Genomic DNA, 18325 nt, shown 5'->3' on the forward strand with positions numbered 1-18325 from the left:
GGCCAGCATGATCTTCGCCTCCAACGTATTCCTGTTCCTCTACCTGCCGCTGTTCCTGGCTATCTACTACCTGGCCCGGCCGCGGTGGCGCTCGCTGGTGATCGTTGCCGCCAGCTACGTGTTCTACGCCTGGTGGCGCCCGGACTTCCTGCTGCTGTTCGTCGCCATCACCGCCTGGAACTACGCGTTCGGCCTGGGCATCAAGGCACGCCTGGACGCCGCGGACAAACCGTGGGCCCTGCGCCTGCTGTGGTTGGGCGTGGCCGGCAACCTGGCGACGCTGGGCTACTTCAAGTACGCCAACTTCGGCGCCGAGATGCTGGCCCTGCTGCTGGCGCCGCTGGGCATCGACACCTGGACCCTGGAGAACATCTTCCTGCCGCTGGGCATCTCGTTCTATGTGTTCCATGCGCTGAGCTACATCGTCGACATCTACCGCAAGGACGCCACGCCCACGCGCAGCTTCATCGACTTCGCCGCCTTCGTCGCGCTGTTCCCGCACCTGGTGGCGGGGCCGATCCTGCGCTACAGCCAGCTGGCCCCGCAGTTGCGCCAGCGCAGCCACTCGCTGGAGCTGTTCTCGCTGGGCGTGTGCCGGTTCATGCTCGGTTTCATCATGAAGGTGCTGGTTGCCGACCGCCTGGCGCCGATCAACGTGCTGTTCATCGGCGAAGGCAGCCTGCAGTTCAGCGATGCCTGGTTCGGCCTGGTGGTGTCGACCCTGCAGCTGTACTTCGACTTCGCCGGCTACAGCCACATGGCCCTGGGCCTGGCGCTGATGATGGGGTTCCGCTTCCCGGAAAACTTCAACCAGCCTTATGTGTCGCAAAGCATCACCGAGTTCTGGTCGCGCTGGCACATGACCCTGGCGCATTTCCTGCGCGACTACGTCTACATGCCCCTGGTGCGCAAGCGCGTGGCCGGCGCCCTGCCGGCGCTGGTGTGGACCATGCTGCTGTCGGGCCTGTGGCACGGGGCGAGTTTCGCCTTCATCTGCTGGGGGCTGTTCTTCGGCATCGGCATGGTGCTGGAGCGCAAGTTCGGCCTGGCCACCAAGGTCAGCACACCGTACCGCCTGGGCCGCAACCTGCGCACCGCGCTGCTGATCATCCTGAGCATGCCGCTGTTCTTCACCATGGACCTGCGTCACAGCCTCGACATCTACCGGGCGCTGCTGGGCCTGAACGGCTTCGGCTCGCTGGAGCTGTACGTGCTCGGCGCCTCGAAGATGGCCATGGCCTTCGCCCTGGTGGCAGTCGCCTGGCTGATCCTGGCCGGGATCAACAACGTGCGCTTCTACGCCGGCAACCAGGAAGGCTACTTCATGCGTCATGTCGGGGTGCTGCACAGCCTGCTGCTGTGGGCGGGCTTCCTGCTGGCGCTGAGCAGCCTGGCGGCCAGTTCGTTTTCGCCGTTCCTGTATTTCCAGTTCTAGGAGAGTGCCGTGTACCCGGTGATGAAGACGGCCAGCAAGGCCAACGGTGTAATCTTCGCCCTGGCGTTGGCGGCGATGTTCTTCTATTCGCTGCCGCCTGTGCTGAGCTTCGCCCGCGCCCAGACCGACAGCTGGAACCTGTTCGTCGACGGCAAGCTGTTGCGCAAGTTCGAGCAGATCTACGACAAGCGCTTGTTCCTGCGCGAACCCTCGGTGCAGCTGTGGGCCGACGCACGCTTCCAGCTGTTCGGCGAGGGCACCCAGGGCGTGGTGCTGGGCAAGGACGGCTGGCTCTACACCAGCCAGGAGTACCGCGTGCCCAACGACCTGGACGCCAACCTGGCGAGCCAGCTGGCGCAGATCGCCAAGGTCGAGCAGCAACTGGCCGAGCATGGCAAGCACCTGGTGCTGCTGCCCTTGCCGATGAAGCTGGATATCTATGCGACCCATGCCGAGCGCGCCTTCGACCCACGGGTGGCCAGCCTCTATGACCGCTTCGTCGCCGACCTGCAACTGCGCCGCCTGGATGTGGTGCCGCTGCGTGACGCCTATCTGCGCAACCTGGCCGGTCCGCGCCTGTTCCTCAAGTCCGACACCCACTGGAGCCCGGACGGCGCGCGGCTGTCGGCCTATGAACTGGCACGCCAGCGCCCGCGCCTGCTCGGTGACCAGGTGTATGTCTCGCACAAGGCCGGCGACAAGACGGTCAAGGGCGACCTGATGAACTACCTGCAGTTCGACCATGCCCGCCTGGCGCCACAGTTCGGCGCCAATCCGATCGAACTGTACGAGACCCTCAAGGCCGCCCAGAGCAGCGACGAACTGTTCGCCGAACAGGCGCAGAGCCTGCTGCTGGTGGGCACCAGCTACAGCAAGATCGACGATTGGAACTTCGTCGGTTTCCTCAAGGAAGCGCTCAACCGTGACCTGTTGTCCGTCGCCGTGGAGGCCCGAGGGCCGTTCGAGGCGATGAACCAGTTTCTCGCCAGCGACCAGTTGCACAACCCGCAGATCGACACCGTGATCTGGGAGTTTCCCCTGCGCACCCTGCTTGCCCATCGCCCCGGCGCGCTTGCCCGCGACGCCCAGCCCGCGCATTTCTGACGTCCCAAGGAGAACCTGATGAAGCTTTCGCCCCTGTTCACCGCCCTGGCCCTGACCGCCGCCAGCCACTCCCTCCTGGCCGCCGAAGGCAATGCCGACCTGTACGACGCCGTGGCCCCGGCCGACTCGGCCTTCGTGCGCGTGCTCAACCTGTCCGACCGCAGCATCGACGTGGCTCTCAGCGGCAAGCTCAACCCGCAGAAAGTCGCCCCGGGGCAGCTCAGCGGCTACCGCTTCGTGCCGGCCGGGGTGCACAGGATCGGCATCGGCGCCACGGCCATCGAACCGACCCTGGCGGCCAACGCCGCCAGCACCGTGGTGTACGACGGCAAGCAGTTGCAAGTGATCGCCGACCAGTACGTCAATGAGCCGAAGAAGGCCCAGGTGGCCTTCTACAACCTGACCCCGGCCCAGGCCACGCTGCGCACCGCCGACGGCAAGCACGAGGTGGTCAAGGCCCTGGCCAAGGGCCAGACCGGCGCGCGCATGGTCAACGAAATCAAGATCGACTTCGCCGCCTATGTCGGTGGTCAGGAAGTGGCCAGCTTCGACGAGTTGTTTCTCAAGAAAGGCCGCTCCTACAGCTACGTGCTGCTGCCAGGCAATCGCAGCCTGAGCCTGGCCAACAGCATCGACCCGACCGAGTGATACACCGCCGCAAGGATGACTGGCCCATGAACACTTTCCTCCCCCTTGGCCTGGCGGCCACCCTGGCGCTGACGGTCCTGCCCGGCCAGGCCGCCGAGCCCGCCCGGCCCGGCTGCGAGAACCTGCAGTGCATGGTCTGCCCGGCCCTGGCCGAACCGCAGCACTATGCCGAAGGGCGCATGAAGCTGATGCGCCAGATCGTCCCCGGCAAGGAGCGCTGGCTGTTCCGCTCGATGGTCGACCTGACCAACGACTTCGGCATTCCCGCGCCCATGCGCCCGGAGTTCGCCCGGCTGATGGACGCATTCCATCGCCAGGGCATCCAGGTGGCCATGGCGGTCCAGCCGACCCGCGGCCTGATGCACCGCGACAAGCTCTACGCCGACCAGTTGCATGGTTTCGACTTCGAGCGGGCCAGCCGCAACCTCGACACCTACCTGGGGCAACTGCGCCAGGGCGGCGCGGTGGTGGCGCCGATGATGCAGCTGGTGCGCCAGCCGCCTCAGGGCGAATACTTCTTCCGCCGCGACCACCACTGGACCCCGGCCGGCGCCGAGGCCACGGCCAGGTTGATGGCCGAGGAGATCCGCCGCCAGCCGTTCTACAGTGGCTTGAGCAAGAAACGCTACAGCACCGAGCCCGGCGTGATGGTACCCAAGGACGGCACGCTGAACCTGGCCCTGAGCTACATCTGCGGCAACAACTACGGGTTCCAGTACGTACGCGGCTACCAGACCGTGCCAATGGCCGATAGCAGCGATGCGTTGTTCGACGAAGCGCCCGACCCCGAGGTGATCCTGGTCGGCGACAGCAATGCCGCGGCCCGCGAGGACGAGAGCAAGCAGTTCAACTTCGACGGTTACCTGAAACAGTACCTGCAGGCGGATGTGCTCAACTACGCGCTGCCCGGCGTGGGCGAGGACGGCTCGCTCCTGGAATATCTGCTGTCCGCCGACTACAAGCCCGAGGCGCCGCCCAAGCTGATCGTCTGGGAACTGCCGGCCAACTACCGCCTGGACTCGCCCTTGATGTATCGCCAACTGGTGCCGGCGATACACGGTGGCTGCAAGACGTCCAGGGAGCTACTGGGCACGAAACTGCAGCGGCCGGCACTGCAGGTCGGCGAGCGTATCGAACTGCTGAGCAATGCCGGCAGTGCCCGGCAGGCGGTGTCCAAGGGCTTTCTCGACATCCGCCTGAGCGACAGGAACGTCAAGGATTTCTACATCATCGTCTATTACGACAACGGCGCCCGCGACAAGGTGTGGTTCCGTCGCGAGGCGGCGGTCGGTGGCGGCCAGTACTACCTGGAGCTGAGCCGGGCGCCCGAGTTCGCCGGCGCCAACTTGCTCTCGGTATTCCTCGAGCCAACCAAGGCCGGCAGCGCCGCCACCGATGTGGAGACGCGCCTGTGCCTGTGAAAACGCTGCCAGGGTTGCCCCTGCTGCTTGCAATCGCCCTGCTGCCCTTTCCCGGCCATGCTGCGCAAACCATCTGGCCCGCCCGCGCCACCGCGCAGTCGGCCCTGATCGCCGACTACCACAGCCTGACCTGCAGCAAGCAACCGCCACCACCCTATACCGGCAGCCTGCACCTGCAGAGCAAGTACGATCAACGCGACGCCAGCAAGTCGACCTTGCGCGCCACGCCCGACGCCGACAGCGAGCGCATTGCCCGGCAGGTCAAACAGTTCATCGCAGGCGTGATCCAGGCCGGCAAGCGCTTCCAGAAGGCGAAGAAGCCCCAGGAGGCCAACATGGCCCTGGCCTGCCAGGAGCAATGGCTGGAGCATTGGGCGCAAGCCGGTGCCCTGCTCGATCCGGATGCCAGCAACACCGGCATGGCGGCGCGCAAGTGGGCGCTGGCGGCCATGGCCGGCGCGGTGCTGCTGACCCAGGCGGCGGCCGACGACAAGGTCCGCCTCACTCCCGTGCAACACCGTTGGTTCAGCCAGCTTGGCGAACAGGTGATGCGCGAGTACGACCCGCGCCGCCAGTCCACCACCGTGTACTTCAACAACCACGACTACTGGGCCGCCTGGGCGGTGGCCGCCGCCGGCATGCTGGTGGGCCGCGACGATTTCATCCGCTGGGCCGACGGCAACCTGCGCCGGGGCCTGGCCCAGGCCGTGCGCAGGGGCGACCAGGCCTACCTGCCGCTGGAGGTGGCGCGCAGCAGGCTGGCTGCCAACTACAGCCAGTACGCCCTGGTGCCGCTGGTGCTGCTGAGCGAATCGGCGCGCGCCAATGGCCTGGCCTGGAGCGACGACGACCAGCGCATCCTCGACCAACTGGCCAGTTTCGCCGCCCGCAGCGTGCTCGCCCCGGACACCCTGCCCGAGCTCAAAGGGCAGCGCCAGGCCGAAGTCGCGCCGTACAAGCTGGCCTGGCTGATCCCGTTCCTCGCCCGCCGGCCAGGGCACGCCCTCGCCCGCCAGCTGTACGACAGCGAGGACGGCGAGGTGGACAACTACAGCCAGATCGGTGGCCTGCTCAAGCCGGCCTACCCCACCCTGCCTTGATCAAGGACGCTTACATGGCACCGTTCAGCCGCTTTTCCCTCTCCTGCCTGGCCGCCCTGCTGCTGGCGACGACCGCCCAGGCAGCGCCGGTGATGGACACCCTGCCCCAGGCGCAGCACCAGCAACAGCTGGACCAGCTGCGTCGCCAGGTCCGCCAGGCCGTAAGCTTCGAACAGGCCCGTCGAGCGCCTCCCGCAGGCCGCGCCAGCGTGAGCCTGCAACCGATGTTCTCGTCCCAGGCCGGCAGCTGGCCGTTCGAGCCGTTCGTCAACAATGGCCTGTTCCGCGCCATCGCCGGCTACCAGGCACACCACCCGCAAGCCGTGGTGCTGCGCGGTGGCAGCATCACCCTGGCGCAACTGCATGACGCGCTGCGCGATCCGCGGGTGCTCAGGCCCTACAAGGATGGCTACCTGCTCAGCTACCCGCTGATGATCGGCGCCGATGCCGGGCTGCTGCTCGAGGGCGCCCATCTCTACCTGTACAGTTTTTCCGGCACCGCGCTGATCAACCAGGGCTGGTTGGGGCTGGAGCGTTCGACACTGGAGAGCGTGGCCGGCGACAAACCGGGCAACACCGATCGCGCCTGGCGCCCCTTCGTGGTGGCCTGGGCCGGCAGCCACACCCAGGTGATCGGCTCGACGCTCCGACGCCTGGGCTACAACGCCAACCTGTCGCGGGGTCTGAGCACCGCGCTGAGTACCCAGCAACCCATCGGTACGCGCCCCGCCACGCTGCTGATCGAAAGCAGTCAGTTCAGCGAATTGTCCAGCGCGGTGGAGCTGCAACACAGCCAGGCGACCATCGCCGGCAGCCGCTTCGAAGGCTCGCAGCAATACGCCATCGACGCCCGCGACAGCCAGTTGCACCTGCATCACAATCAGGTGCGGGGCATCGACAACAACAGCGGCGTGCGCCTGCGCGGCCAGACCCGGGCGCTGGTCGAGGGCAACCTGATACTCGGCGCCGCCAAGGCCGCCATCGAAATCAGCGACCAGCGCGGCGCCGTGTGGCTGGCGGGCAACCGTATCGGCGACAGCCGGGGCAACGGCATCCAGTTGCGCAACCTGGCGCCCACGCCCGAGGCGCCGCTGCTGATCGACGACAACCTGCTGGCCAGCAGCCAGGGCAGCGCGGTGGACGCCAGCGAGGTGGCGGCCCTGGCCCTGGTCGGCAATCGCATCGGCAATACCCCGGAGTACGCCGTCAGCCTGCGCAATGCCACGCCACTGCCGGGCCCGCTGCTGCTCAGTGGCAATCGCCTGGGACAGGTGGGCAAGGCGGTGGTGCGGGTCGAGGGTCTGCGGGAGGTTGAGCTAGGGAACAATACCTTCGACGGCAAGGCGCTGCTGCAGAACCTGCTGGCCGGTGAACTGCTGGCGCTACAGGGACAAGTGCTGGAGGCGACGCTGGTCCAGGGGCGAATGGTGCGGCTGCGTCAGTAGTAGCTCAGGCGACCGGGCGCTGCATCCGCACGAAACACTCGTCCATGCCCACTTCAACGAAGCCCCGGCGCTGGTACAGGCGCCGCGCCGGGTTGCTGGCGAACACCATCAGCCGTAACCATGGCATCCGGCGTTGCGCCGCCCAGGCGGCCAGTTCCTCCAGCACCCAGCCGCCCACGCCGCGGCCTCGATATTCGGGCAACAGGTGCAACTCGCGAATGAACAACGCCTGGCGATCCTGGCTGAGGCTGCAGAACCCCATTACCTGTTCGTCCTCGACCACCAGCCACTGCTCGCGCCAGCCCCAGGCCTCGTCGAAGGCTTTCTCGATCCACAGCAGGTCGAACTCGCGGTAGTACGGCAGCATGGCGCGGCGGGTGAGGTCGCGGGCAAACGTCAGGTAGTCATCGCTGGCGGGAATCAGTTCAAGGGGCATAGCACACCGGTGAACTGGCCGGGCCACGGCGCTCCAGCTCATCCTCCAGCCACCGGGCCAGGACCTGGGCATTGTTGTGCTCGGTATCCTTGCCAGCGTAGAGCAAGGTCAGGTTGCCTTTGCCAGCCAGGTCCAGCAACGGATACCAATGCTCGGGGTGGGCGGCCAGTTCCTGCTGATAGCGCTGGACAAAGGCTGCAAAGTCCAATTCACCGGCGTGAAAAGCCTTGCGCAGTGCATCGGAGGGCGCGACTTCGCGCAACCACTGCCCATGCAGGTCTTCCTTGCGCTTATTGCGGGGCCACAGGCGATCGACCAGCACGCGCTGGCCATCCTGCACCTCGACGCTCTCGTAGACGCGTTTGCAGCGAATCATCAGGTACTCCTGCGACATCGTTTCCCTACCAGCCTAAGGCCTTCATTGATCGAGGTCACGGCCCGGTAACGAATTGTTTCTATGCTGTATACCTTCGGCACCACCGCCCTACGCCAACCGGAGCCCTCATGGCAACCCCGTCACTGGCCAGCCAGCCCGACCTGAGCCTGCGCACCCCAGGCCCACCCCTTGCCCACAAACCCGGACGCGCCACCCTCACCTTGTTCTTCGGCCTGCTGCTGGCGGGCCTGGCCTACACCTTCTGGAGCCTCAAGCAGGACGTCAGCGCCAGCGGCACCGTCGTCACCACCGTCACTCCTTTCCTGTTGCTGGGCCTGGCCTTGCTGATCGCCCTGGGCTTCGAGTTCGTCAATGGCTTCCACGACACCGCCAACGCCGTGGCCACGGTGATCTACACCCATTCACTGCCAGCTTCGGTGGCGGTGGTGTGGTCGGGGTTGTGCAATTTCCTCGGGGTGCTGCTGTCCAGCGGCGCGGTGGCCTTCGGCATCATCGCCCTGCTGCCGGTGGAGCTGATCCTGCAGGTCGGCTCGTCGGCCGGTTTCGCCATGGTCTTCGCCCTGCTGCTGGCGGCGATCATCTGGAACCTCGGCACCTGGTGGCTGGGGCTGCCGGCCTCGTCCTCGCATACCCTGATCGGCTCGATCATCGGCGTGGGCGTGGCCAATGCATTAATGCACGGGCGTGACGGCACCAGCGGCGTGGATTGGGCCCAGGCCAGCAAGGTCGGCTATGCCCTGTTGTTCTCGCCGTTGATCGGCTTCGCCTGCGCCGCCCTGTTGCTGCTCGTCCTGCGCGCGATGGTCAAGCGCCGCGAGCTGTACCAGGCGCCAGAAGGCCAGACGCCGCCGCCCTGGTGGATCCGCGGCGTGCTGATCCTCACCTGTACCGGCGTGTCCTTCGCCCACGGCTCCAACGACGGGCAGAAAGGCATGGGCCTGATCATGCTGATCCTGGTCGGCACCCTACCAATGGCCTATGCCCTGAACAAGACCATGCCCAACGAGCAGGCCCTGCAGTTCTCGGCCGTCGCCGAGGTAACCCGCCAGGCCCTGGTACGGGCCGCCCCCGCGCCCGCCCCGGCCGATCCACGCCAGGTGCTGACCGCGTTCGTCGCCACCCCGAAGGCCAGCCCCGAGCTGCTGCCGGCGCTGGCCGCGCTGACCGGCATGATCGGCGAGGAGGTCAAGGGCTATGGCTCGCTCAAGCGCGTGCCGGCCGAGGCCATGGCCAACGTGCGCAACGACATGTACCTGGCCAGCGAAGCCATCCGCCAGATCGACAAGCACCAGCTGGCCCGCTACGACGCCGATACCGCCCGCCACGTGCAGCTGTTCAAGCGCCAACTGGACGACGCCACCCGCTATATCCCGCTGTGGGTCAAGGTGGCGGTGGCCATCGCCCTGGGCCTGGGCACCATGGTCGGCTGGCGGCGCATCGTGGTGACGGTGGGCGAGAAGATCGGCAAGACCCACCTGAGCTATGCCCAGGGCGCTTCGGCCGAGGTGGTGGCGATGTGCACCATCGGCGCGGCGGATATGTTCGGCCTGCCGGTATCGACCACCCACGTGCTGAGTTCGGGGGTGGCCGGGACCATGGTGGCCAACGGCTCGGGGATTCAACGCAAGACGCTGGTCAACCTGCTGATGGCCTGGGTGCTGACATTGCCGGCGGCGATGCTGCTGGCGGGTTGCTTGTACTGGCTGTTGAACCAGGTCCTCTGAGGATGTGCGACGGGGGCTGCCGCGCAGCCCCCGACGAGGTCATGCCGGGATCTTCAGGCCACGCTGCACGGCCGGGCGCTCGAGGAACCGCGCCAGCACCCGCTGCACTTCCTTGAACGTGTCGAATTCCACCAGCTCCCGCGCGTTGTAGCGCTCCACCAGGTTACGCACCCAGGGGAAGATGGCGATATCGGCGATGCTGTATGCATCGACCATCCACTCCCGCCCTTGCAGGTGGCGGTCGAGCACCGCCAGCAAGCGTTTGGACTCATTGACGTAGCGGTCCCGCGGACGCTTGTCCTCGTACTCCTTGCCCGCGAAGAAATGGAAGAACCCCACCTGGCCGAACATCGGCCCGATGCCGCCCATCTGGAACATCAGCCACTGCAGGGTCTGGTAGCGCTGGGCCGGGTCCAGGCTCAGCAACTGGCCGCTCTTCTCGGCCAGGTACTGCAGGATCGCCCCCGATTCGAACAATGGCAACGGTTGGCCCCCCGGCCCGTTGGGGTCGAGGATCGCCGGGATCTTGTTGTTGGCGCTCAGGGAGATGAACGCGGGGCTCAACTGGTCCTCGGCTTCGAAGCTGACCTTGTGCACCTCATAGGGCAGGCCGATTTCCTCGAGCATGATCGAGACCTTGACCCCGTTGGGCGTGGCCAGCGAGTACAGTTGCAGACGCTCGGGGTGTCGCGCCGGCCATTTGCCGGTGATGGGAAATGCGGAAAGTTCGGTCATGGGGGTGCCTTCGCGTTGGGGGCGTTCAATCTAGATGATCTCCGGCCATCCTGACCATCACCCAGTCGTGGTGCCGCTCGTCGCCGCAAGGGAAGATAGCCTCGCCCACCTTGCGGAAGCCGTTGCGCTGATAGAAACGGATCGCCCGGGCGTTCAGCTCATTGACTGTCAGGCGCGCCTGGCCATCGACCTGGGCCAGGGTGGTGGCGAGCAACAATTGCCCGGCGCCGCTGCCATGGGCGCAGGGTAGTACATAGCAGCGGGAGATTTCCGCCAGTTGATCGGCTTCGGCAATACCCAGCTTGCCGGGCGCCAGGTCGAGCATGCTGTAGCCCAGCACCTGGCCACCCCGCTCGACCACCAGCAACCGCTTGTGCGGGTGCTCCAGGTGCGCCTGGAAATGCTCAGGCTGGAGGTGATGGGCGATGTATTGCTGCTGGGCGCTGACCGCACTATCGGGCGGGCTGGCCAGGGCGAAGGTCGCTTGACCGACGAGGCTCAGGGCCACGCAGTCTTCGTCACGGGCCGGGCGAATCTGGTAGGGCATGGCAACATCCTGTCGGGCAGCCGGGTCACGTTCGACAATGCCAGCCCCACCCCATCGGTGCAAGTTCAGGCGTCGCCATGCGCCTGGCGCTTGAGCTTCTCGGTATCGACCCGCACGAACACCGAATCGGCGGTGACCGTCAGTACATCCCCGGCCCAGACCTCGCAGATCACCCGGGTCTTGCGCCCCAGCTCACCCTCGACCCGGGCCTTGAGCAGCAGCTCGACGCCCATGGGCGTGGGCTTGAGGTAGGTGAGGCCAAGCTGGCCAGTGACGCAGTCGATACGCGGCAGGCTGCCCGGTTCGCGGCCTTCGGCACGGTAGTGACAGGCCATGGCGGTCCAGTTGGAATGGCAGTCGACCAGCATGGCCAGCAGGCCACCATAAACCAGGCCGGGCCAGCCGGTGAAGGTCGGATCGGGGGTATGTCGGCACGACAGGTGGATGCCGTCGGCGTCCCAGTGGCTCTGCACATGCAGGCCGCTGGGGTGGGAACAGCCGCAGCCGTAGCAGATGCCTTCGGGGGCGGCGAGTTGTTGCAGGGACAGGGCTTGCTCGGTCATACGCGTCCTTGGCTTGTTGGTGTTGGATAAGGAGGCTGGCTGCCGATGGTAGCTCCCTGCGCGACCTGCGCCAATCCACGCGGCCTGCCCGCAGACAACGCCTACCTGACGGCAACCGCTCTGAACCGCCATTCAACCTCACTCAGCCCGCCCCTCCAGACGATTGACTCCCTGCTCGTTCAGTGGTCAGATGCGCGCCAGTTTCAGGTGCCCTGCGCCGCCGCGCGCAGGGTGAAACGGGAAGCCGGTGAGTCGATACCACGACAAGTCCGGCGCTGCCCCCGCAACGGTAAGCGAGCGAACCCTTCGACAGACCACTGTGCACACGCATGGGAAGGTGAAGGCTTCACGACCCTCGCAAGCCCGGAGACCGGCCTGAGGCTTCACTTGGCAACCCGCGGTGGGCGGGCGCAGGCCGGTATTCGCGTGCGCGCCTGCGCGCGCTTCGCCGTTGCGTGTTTTCCACCGGGATCCATTCTTTCCTGCAGCAGTGGAACGACATGTCCCGTATCAACAAGCTTCACACCCTGGCGGCCTGCCTGGCCGTGTCCCTGCCGGCGCTGGCCGACGAGCAGCCCAGCCCTGCGCTCACCCTGCCCTCCACGGCGATCACCGACAGCCGCGACCCGCAGACCGTCGACCTGGCCACCCCCACCCAGGCCGGTTCACGCCTGAACCTCAGTGCCCTGGAAACCCCGGCGAGCACTAGCAGCATCACCGCCGCGCAAATCCAGCAGCGCAACAACACCACGGTGCAGGATGCCGTGACCCGCTCGCCGGGCATCACTTTCATCGGTACCCCTGGCGATGGCGGCACCGGCTTGTCGGCGCGCGGCTTCACGGGCCAGAGTTCGGTGATGACCCTGTTCGACGGGTCGCGCCTGTACGCCGGCGCCGGCACCCTCACCTAACCGGTCGATCCCTGGATGGTCGAGCGTATCGATGTGATCCGTGGGCCTGCCTCGGTGCTGTATGGCGAAGGCGCCACCGGGGCAACGGTCAACGTGATTCCAAAAAAGCCCTTCAGCAGTGATATCCGCAACCACCTGCGCCTGGGCTATGGCTCCTGGGACCGCCAGCAACTGGGGCTGGACAGCGGCGGCAGCCTGAGCGAGCGCCTGAGCTACCGCGCCACCCTGAACCAGCAGGCGGGCAACGGCTGGGTCGACCGCACCGCTTCGCGCAGCCTGGCGTTTTCCGGCGCGCTGCGCTTCGATGCCAGTGACGACCTGAGTTTCACCCTGTCCCACGATCGCGGCGACGCACAACCTGCCAACTACTACGGCACGCCGCTGATCGACGGCCATCTGCGCAGCAGCGTGCGCAACAAGAACTACAACGTCAGCAATGACCAGCAGCGCTACCACGATGAGTGGACACGGCTGACCAGCGACTGGACCATCAGCGACAGCATCAGCGCCAGCAACCAGCTGTACTACATCAAGAGCCGTCGCCACTGGCGCAATGCCGAGGAATACGCCTGGGATGCCGGTGTGATCCAGCGCGGCAGTTTCCTGGAGATCAAGCACAACCAGGAGCAGATCGGCGACCGCCAGAGCTTCACCTTTGATCACTCGCTGTTCGGCCTGGCCAGCAGGACCGTGGTGGGCGCCGAGTACAACAAGATCCGCTTCAACATCGACAGCAACTCGCCCTACGAAGATGGCTACACCGACCCGCTCGACCCTTGGCGGCCGGCGCCCGGCGGGTTCCACAGTGCCGATCCGACGCGCCCGCAGACGCTGTCGAAAACCAGCACCTTCTCGCTGTTCGCCGAAAACCGCACGCAACTGACCGAGCGCCTGTCGCTGGTCATCGGCATACGCCGCGACCAGAACCACATCGACCGCAACGACCTGGTGAAGGACACTCGCGAAGACCAGAGCCTGCGTGGCGGCAACTGGCGCGCCGGCCTGGTGTACGCGCTGACTGACGACCTGTCGGTGTACGGCCAGTACTCCACCAGCGAGGATGGTGTCGGTGACCTGCTGACCCTGCGCCCGGAGCAACGCCTTGAACTGACCGAAGCCAAGCAGACCGAATTCGGCCTCAAGCAACGGTTCTGGGACGGACGCGGCGAATGGACGTTGGCGGCCTACCACATCGTCAAGAAGAAGCTGCCGGTGTACGACGTGGTCTCTAAACGCAGCCAGCAGGCAGGCCAACAGACCTCCGATGGCCTGGAGGCAAGCCTGGAGCTAGCTCTGGGCAATCAATGGCAACTGTCGGGCAACGCCGCCTTGGTGCGCGCCAAGTACGATGATTTCACTCAACTCAGCCGAGGCGTTTCCTACGACCGGTCTGGCAACCACCCGCAGGACGTCCCACGGCGTACCGCCAACCTGTGGCTGAGCAAAGCCTTCGGGCAAAGCGTCGACACCGGCATCGGCCTGCGCTACGTGGACGCCCGCTATACCAGCGCCGCCAATGACCAACGCGTGCCGGGCTACACCGTGGTCGATGCCAATATCGGCTGGCAGGTGCTGCCCGACGTGCGCCTGGGTCTGCAGGTGAACAACCTGTTCGATCGCGAGTACGCCCAGTCGAGCTACAGCGGCGAACAGTGGCTGCTGGGCGCGCCGCGCTCGTATTTCGCCACGGTGGACTACAGCTTCTAGGTCGGCCAGGTAACAGCGTCGGAACGGGCTGGCCCCGCGATGCGGCTGATGCTGCAATCGCGGGGCAAGCCCGCTCCCACAAGAGCCAGGCCTGACGGCCATCGCGTCGTGCTTGAACATCATCGCGCCACCTGCTCGACTAGGGCCTACGCCCCGTCCACAAGCAGCGCGCCATGACCGACATCCCGCAGATTCCCGCAGCGCCCGTGCACGCGCTTGACCAGCCGCGCACCTTGCTGTTCCTCGCCTACCCGCAGATGGGCCTGCTCGACCTCACCGGCGCGCAGACGGTGTTCTGGGCCGCGACCAAGGCCCGCGCCGCGCGCGGCCTGCCCGGCTACCGGGTGGTCACCGCCAGCCTCGAAGGGGGCCTGGTGGCCACCGCCGAGGGCCTGGCCGTCGCCACCGAGCCACTGGCGCCCTGGCTGCACGAGCCCTTCGACACGCTGGTCGTGCCCGGAGCCCCGGAGATCGTCCGCACCCTCCCCGATCACGCCGAGCTGGTCGCCTGGCTGGCCCAGGCCGCCCAACGCGCCCGACGTACCGCTTCGGTATGCAGCGGCACCTTCCTGCTGGCCGCCGCCGGCCTGCTCGATGGCCGCAGGGCCGCCACCCACTGGGCGATGTGCGATGCCCTGCACCGACGCTTTCCGGCCATCGAGGTGGATGCCGAATCGATCTTCGTGCAGCAGGATCAGGTATGGACTTCGGCCGGCGTCAGCGCCGGCATCGACCTGGCGCTGGCCCTGGTCGAGGCCGACTGCGGCCGCGAGGTGGCCATGCAGGTGGCCCGCGAATTGGTGGTGTTCCTCAAGCGCCCCGGCGGCCAGGCGCAGTTCAGCGAACTGCTCAAGGCCCAGGGCGAGGACAGCGACGCCTTCGAGACCCTGCACCTATGGCTCAGCGAGCACCTGGGCGACCCGCGGCTGACGGTCGAGCGGCTGGCCGAACAGGCGCGCATGAGCCTACGCAACTTCACCCGGGTGTACAAGCACAAGACCGGCCGCACCCCGGCCAAGGCCATCGAGGTGTTCCGCCTGGAGGCGGCGCGCCGCTTGCTGGAAAACTCCGACCAGCATATCGAGCAGGTCGCCCGCCACTGCGGGTTCGGCAGCGAGGAGCGCATGCGCCTGGCGTTCCAGCGTCACCTGGCGGTGACCCCGCGGGACTATCGGGCGCGCTTCGCCCGCGGCGTGCCGCTGGCCGAAATCCAGGGTTCTTTGGCCTAGGGACAAACCTGGGGGGCGCTTAGCATCTGCAGCACGCCTATCGGGCCGTAATCCAGGCTCACTCACTAGACGTAACCTTTTTCTACTGCCGCAGCGACAACATCGATAATCGCGGCATCCAGGAGCCCCTCATGAAACAGATCCTGATCATTGGCGCAGGCTTCGCCGGGCTGTGGAGCGCCCTCGGCGCCGCCCGCCTGCTCGACCTGCACAAACGCGACGACGTGCTGATCACCGTGCTCGCGCCCCAGGCGGAGCTGCACATCCGCCCACGCTTCTACGAACCCGACGTACACACCATGGCCGCTCCCTTGCAGGCGGTGTTCGACGCGGTCAACGTGCGCTTCGTCAAAGGCACGGCCTACCACATCGACCAGACCAACCAGCAGGTGGCCTACCGTCAGGCGGGTGGCATCGAGGCCAAGCTGGGTTACGACCGCCTGATCATGGCCTGCGGCAGCCTGGTCAACCGCCCGGCGCTGGAAGGCTTCGACCAGCACGCCTTCGATGTCGACAAGATCGACTCGGCCACCCGCCTGGAAGAACACCTCAAGTCCCTGGCCGCCCGCCCCGACAGCCCCGCACGCAATACCGTGGTGGTGGCCGGTGGCGGCTTCACCGGCATCGAGACCGCCACCGAGCTGCCCAGCCGGCTGCGAGCGATCCTGGGCGACAAGGTCAAGCCGCGCATCGTCGTGGTCGACCGCGGCGCGAAGATCGGCGCCGCCCTCGGCGACGGTATCCGCCCGGCCATCGAACAGGCATCGGCGGCGCTGGGGATCGAGTGGATCTGCGGCGCCACGGTGGCCTCGGTGGATGGCGGCGGCGTGCTGCTGGACAACGGTGAACGCATCGCCGCCAACACCGTTGTCTGGACCGTGGGTTTCAAGGCCAACCCGCTGACCGAGCAGATCAGCGGCGAACGCGACCGCCAGGGCCGCCTGCATGTGGATGGCAACCTCAAGGTCATCGGCAACCCGGCGGTGTATGCCGCGGGCGATGTCGCCTACGCTGCCTGCGACGAGGCTGGCAACCACGCGGTGATGTCCTGCCAGCATGCCATTCCGCTGGGCCGCTACGCCGGCAACAATGCCGCCGCCGAGCTGATCGGCGTGGCACCGATGACCTACAGCCAGCCCAAGTACGTCACCTGCCTGGACCTGGGCGCCTGGGGCGCGGTGTACACCGAAGGCTGGGAGCGCACGGTCTCGCCGCCGACGGACAAGGCCGAGGCCAAGCAGCTCAAGCAGCAGATCAATTCAATATGGATCTATCCGCCGGCGGCCGACCGCGCGGCAGCGCTGGCGGCAGCCGATCCGTTGATCCCGGTGGCCTGACGGAACATCTGCGCGCGCCTACAGGGCATCTCGAGTACCGACGATGATGCCCTGCTCACGCAACTGTCGCAGCATCTGCAGCCCTTGCTGCAGGTGCTGATCCCCCAGCGCCCGCAAGCGCTCGCGCCCGGTGCCGGGCAAGCCCACCAACAGCTGCCAGGCCAAAGGCGCCAACCGGGCGAAGCGCACCTGCAGGTCGGCGTCGCGGTACACCAGCAACAAGGTGGGCTGCTCCGGCGCCTGGTCGGGTTGATACTCGGGGCCGATACGCTCCACCGGCCAGCGGTAGGCCAGCACCCGGGCCACGCACGACAGCAACGGCTCGCCGGTCAGCAGGTCGCCGGTCGGGTCGTGGGACGGATCCTCGGCGTCGCTCAGGTACAACTGCGCTTCTATCCATTCATAGTGCGCCAGCTCCAGCTGCCAGGGGGCGTCCGGCGCGACGCCCTGCAGGTAGTCGATGAAGGCTTCGGCTATTTCGGTGAACAGCGGCGTCTGGCTACGGTAATGGGCGTAGAAGTCACGCACCCGGGCATGCCAGCGCTGATCGCCGAGGGTCCGGCGCATCACCGGAAAACTGCCGGCCAACAGCCCTTCGATGGCGCCGTAGAACAGTTCGCGGTAGACCTTCAGGCGCCGCGCCTCGATACCTGGCGGCGGCGGGTTGCCGACCGGGTCGCGCAGGTGGCGGGCCAGGGTGAACTGCTGGTGGCGCAGGGTTTCGGTCATGGTCTTACGCTCCATGGGCACGTTGCACGTCGCGAATGCGCGCCGTCTCGGCCAGCAACTCGGCCAGCGGCGGGTAGTTGAAGTCACGCTCGAGTACGGTGGGTTGCGCGCCGAAGCGCTGGCAGGCGTCGGCGAACAAGGCCCAGACATCCTCCTTGACCGGCGCGCCGTGGGTGTCGACCTTCAGGTCCGGCGCTTCGTCATAGTGACCGGCCACGTGCATGCCCACCACCCGCTTGCGGGGAAGGCCGGCGAGGAAGGCCCGGGCGTCGTAACGGTGGTTGCAGGCGTTGACGAAGACGTTGTTGACGTCCAGCAGCAGGTCGCAGTCGGCCTCGTCGAGCACGGCGCGGACGAAATCCAGCTCGGCCATCGCCTGGTACGGCGCGGCGTAGTAGCTGATGTTCTCCACGGCGATGCGCCGGCCAAGGATGTCCTGGGCCTGGCGGATACGGGCGGCCACATGGTGGACGGCCTCGTCGGTGAACGGAATCGGCATCAGGTCATAGAGGTGACCGTCGTCGCTGCAATAGCTCAGGTGCTCGCTGTACATCCGCACCTGGTGCTGGTCGAGGAACTGCCGGGTACGCTGGAGGAAGCCGAGGTCCAGCGGCGCGGTGCCACCCAATGACAACGACAGGCCGTGGCAGGCGATGGCAAAGCGCTCGGCCAGACGCGCCAGGCCCTGGCCGAAGGCGCCGCCGACACCGATCCAGTTCTCCGGGGCGCATTCGAGGAAGTCCACCGCGCCCGCCTCCATGGTCAGCAGGTCGGGCAGCAGGCCGCGGCGCAGGCCGAGACCGGTGTGCAAGGTGTGTTGGGGCATGATCGGAGGGTTCCGTATGGCAGGGGTCGGC

Annotated in this window: 16 protein-coding genes, 1 pseudogene and 1 riboswitch; of the genes and pseudogenes, 10 read left to right on the top strand and 7 right to left on the bottom strand. The window is 66.6% G+C overall.

Annotated features, from left to right (window positions below; translation table 11 throughout):
• Positions 1 to 7 precede the first annotated feature (7 nt).
• From LU688_RS17530 to LU688_RS17555, 6 genes are read left to right on the top strand one after another with little or no spacing between them, the layout of a single operon-like run.
• Entirely contained in the window at positions 8 to 1435 is a 1428-nt protein-coding gene (locus LU688_RS17530; RefSeq protein ID WP_094011371.1) for an MBOAT family O-acyltransferase, read from the top strand.
• 9 nt (positions 1436 to 1444) lie between these two features.
• Positions 1445 to 2539, top strand: coding sequence for an alginate O-acetyltransferase (locus LU688_RS17535; RefSeq protein ID WP_177182913.1), 1095 nt, complete (start codon positions 1445 to 1447; stop codon positions 2537 to 2539).
• Positions 2540 to 2557: 18 nt separating this feature from the next.
• The gene (locus LU688_RS17540; protein ID WP_094011370.1) at positions 2558 to 3187 is read left to right on the top strand and encodes an alginate O-acetyltransferase AlgF; all 630 of its coding nucleotides are present in this window, start codon (positions 2558 to 2560) and stop codon (positions 3185 to 3187) included.
• 26 nt (positions 3188 to 3213) lie between these two features.
• Positions 3214 to 4608 (top strand): alginate O-acetyltransferase AlgX-related protein, encoded by a 1395-nt coding sequence (locus tag LU688_RS17545; RefSeq protein WP_038706392.1) that lies wholly within the window; start codon positions 3214 to 3216, stop codon positions 4606 to 4608.
• A complete protein-coding gene (locus tag LU688_RS17550) occupies positions 4599 to 5708 on the top strand; it encodes a polysaccharide lyase (RefSeq protein WP_104445161.1) in 1110 nt (369 codons plus the stop codon). The genes LU688_RS17545 and LU688_RS17550 overlap by 10 nt, the downstream gene beginning before the upstream one ends.
• Positions 5709 to 5722: 14 nt before the next feature.
• Complete coding sequence (locus tag LU688_RS17555) at positions 5723 to 7153, top strand: right-handed parallel beta-helix repeat-containing protein (protein ID WP_094011368.1); 1431 nt, start codon at positions 5723 to 5725, stop codon at positions 7151 to 7153.
• A gap of 4 nt (positions 7154 to 7157) precedes the next feature.
• Here the strand turns inward: LU688_RS17555 and LU688_RS17560 are convergent, their stop codons facing one another.
• Both LU688_RS17560 and LU688_RS17565 read right to left on the bottom strand, forming a co-directional pair.
• Positions 7158 to 7589 (bottom strand): GNAT family N-acetyltransferase, encoded by a 432-nt coding sequence (locus LU688_RS17560; RefSeq protein WP_104445160.1) that lies wholly within the window; start codon positions 7587 to 7589, stop codon positions 7158 to 7160.
• The gene (locus LU688_RS17565) at positions 7579 to 7965 is read right to left on the bottom strand and encodes a DUF488 domain-containing protein (protein WP_023632656.1); all 387 of its coding nucleotides are present in this window, start codon (positions 7963 to 7965) and stop codon (positions 7579 to 7581) included. The genes LU688_RS17560 and LU688_RS17565 overlap by 11 nt, the downstream gene beginning before the upstream one ends.
• Before the next feature lie 128 nt (positions 7966 to 8093).
• Here LU688_RS17565 and LU688_RS17570 point away from each other — a divergent pair, with 128 nt between their 5' ends.
• Positions 8094 to 9710, top strand: coding sequence for an inorganic phosphate transporter (locus LU688_RS17570; RefSeq protein ID WP_094011366.1), 1617 nt, complete (start codon positions 8094 to 8096; stop codon positions 9708 to 9710).
• A 39-nt stretch (positions 9711 to 9749) separates the two neighbouring features.
• Here the strand turns inward: LU688_RS17570 and LU688_RS17575 are convergent, their stop codons facing one another.
• The 3 genes from LU688_RS17575 to LU688_RS17585 all read right to left on the bottom strand — a co-directional run bounded on the left by LU688_RS17575 (position 9750) and on the right by LU688_RS17585 (position 11555).
• Positions 9750 to 10445: a glutathione S-transferase N-terminal domain-containing protein gene (locus tag LU688_RS17575; RefSeq protein ID WP_023631479.1), complete on the bottom strand. Its 696-nt coding sequence runs from the start codon at positions 10443 to 10445 to the stop codon at positions 9750 to 9752.
• 25 nt (positions 10446 to 10470) lie between these two features.
• The gene (locus LU688_RS17580) at positions 10471 to 10992 is read right to left on the bottom strand and encodes a GNAT family N-acetyltransferase (RefSeq protein ID WP_104445159.1); all 522 of its coding nucleotides are present in this window, start codon (positions 10990 to 10992) and stop codon (positions 10471 to 10473) included.
• 65 nt (positions 10993 to 11057) lie between these two features.
• Positions 11058 to 11555, bottom strand: coding sequence for a PaaI family thioesterase (locus tag LU688_RS17585; RefSeq protein ID WP_023631478.1), 498 nt, complete (start codon positions 11553 to 11555; stop codon positions 11058 to 11060).
• A 188-nt stretch (positions 11556 to 11743) separates the two neighbouring features.
• Positions 11744 to 11948, top strand: a riboswitch (cobalamin riboswitch).
• 107 nt (positions 11949 to 12055) lie between these two features.
• Between LU688_RS17585 and LU688_RS17590 the strand changes: the two are divergent.
• The 3 genes and pseudogenes from LU688_RS17590 to LU688_RS17600 all read left to right on the top strand — a co-directional run bounded on the left by LU688_RS17590 (position 12056) and on the right by LU688_RS17600 (position 16739).
• Positions 12056 to 14173 (top strand): annotated as a pseudogene (locus tag LU688_RS17590) (TonB-dependent receptor).
• Positions 14174 to 14346: 173 nt separating this feature from the next.
• Positions 14347 to 15402 (top strand): GlxA family transcriptional regulator, encoded by a 1056-nt coding sequence (locus LU688_RS17595; RefSeq protein ID WP_094011364.1) that lies wholly within the window; start codon positions 14347 to 14349, stop codon positions 15400 to 15402.
• 131 nt (positions 15403 to 15533) lie between these two features.
• A complete protein-coding gene (locus LU688_RS17600; protein WP_160290600.1) occupies positions 15534 to 16739 on the top strand; it encodes an NAD(P)/FAD-dependent oxidoreductase in 1206 nt (401 codons plus the stop codon).
• Between the two features lie 18 nt (positions 16740 to 16757).
• On the opposite strand, the gene LU688_RS17605 is transcribed toward LU688_RS17600, so the two are convergent.
• Entirely contained in the window at positions 16758 to 17468 is a 711-nt protein-coding gene (locus LU688_RS17605; RefSeq protein ID WP_094011362.1) for an HvfC family RiPP maturation protein, read from the bottom strand.
• 4 nt (positions 17469 to 17472) lie between these two features.
• Complete coding sequence (locus LU688_RS17610) at positions 17473 to 18294, bottom strand: HvfB family MNIO-type RiPP peptide maturase (protein ID WP_094011361.1); 822 nt, start codon at positions 18292 to 18294, stop codon at positions 17473 to 17475.
• Positions 18295 to 18325: the final 31 nt, after the last annotated feature.

Source organism: Pseudomonas soli (assembly GCF_021283165.2).
Classification (GTDB): domain Bacteria; phylum Pseudomonadota; class Gammaproteobacteria; order Pseudomonadales; family Pseudomonadaceae; genus Aquipseudomonas; species Aquipseudomonas soli.

What these genes read in the sequence shown, in the direction of transcription:
- LU688_RS17530 (WP_094011371.1), top strand. Translation starts at nt 8, where the DNA reads ATGATCTTCGCCTCCAACGTATTCCTGTTCCTCTACCTGCCGCTGTTC.
- LU688_RS17540 (WP_094011370.1), top strand. Translation starts at nt 2,558, where the DNA reads ATGAAGCTTTCGCCCCTGTTCACCGCCCTGGCCCTGACCGCCGCCAGC.
- LU688_RS17545 (WP_038706392.1), top strand. Translation starts at nt 3,214, where the DNA reads ATGAACACTTTCCTCCCCCTTGGCCTGGCGGCCACCCTGGCGCTGACG.
- LU688_RS17555 (WP_094011368.1), top strand. Translation starts at nt 5,723, where the DNA reads ATGGCACCGTTCAGCCGCTTTTCCCTCTCCTGCCTGGCCGCCCTGCTG.
- LU688_RS17560 (WP_104445160.1), bottom strand. Translation starts at nt 7,589, where the DNA reads ATGCCCCTTGAACTGATTCCCGCCAGCGATGACTACCTGACGTTTGCC.
- LU688_RS17565 (WP_023632656.1), bottom strand. Translation starts at nt 7,965, where the DNA reads ATGATTCGCTGCAAACGCGTCTACGAGAGCGTCGAGGTGCAGGATGGC.
- LU688_RS17570 (WP_094011366.1), top strand. Translation starts at nt 8,094, where the DNA reads ATGGCAACCCCGTCACTGGCCAGCCAGCCCGACCTGAGCCTGCGCACC.
- LU688_RS17575 (WP_023631479.1), bottom strand. Translation starts at nt 10,445, where the DNA reads ATGACCGAACTTTCCGCATTTCCCATCACCGGCAAATGGCCGGCGCGA.
- LU688_RS17580 (WP_104445159.1), bottom strand. Translation starts at nt 10,992, where the DNA reads ATGCCCTACCAGATTCGCCCGGCCCGTGACGAAGACTGCGTGGCCCTG.
- LU688_RS17585 (WP_023631478.1), bottom strand. Translation starts at nt 11,555, where the DNA reads ATGACCGAGCAAGCCCTGTCCCTGCAACAACTCGCCGCCCCCGAAGGC.
- LU688_RS17595 (WP_094011364.1), top strand. Translation starts at nt 14,347, where the DNA reads ATGACCGACATCCCGCAGATTCCCGCAGCGCCCGTGCACGCGCTTGAC.
- LU688_RS17600 (WP_160290600.1), top strand. Translation starts at nt 15,534, where the DNA reads ATGAAACAGATCCTGATCATTGGCGCAGGCTTCGCCGGGCTGTGGAGC.
- LU688_RS17605 (WP_094011362.1), bottom strand. Translation starts at nt 17,468, where the DNA reads ATGACCGAAACCCTGCGCCACCAGCAGTTCACCCTGGCCCGCCACCTG.
- LU688_RS17610 (WP_094011361.1), bottom strand. Translation starts at nt 18,294, where the DNA reads ATGCCCCAACACACCTTGCACACCGGTCTCGGCCTGCGCCGCGGCCTG.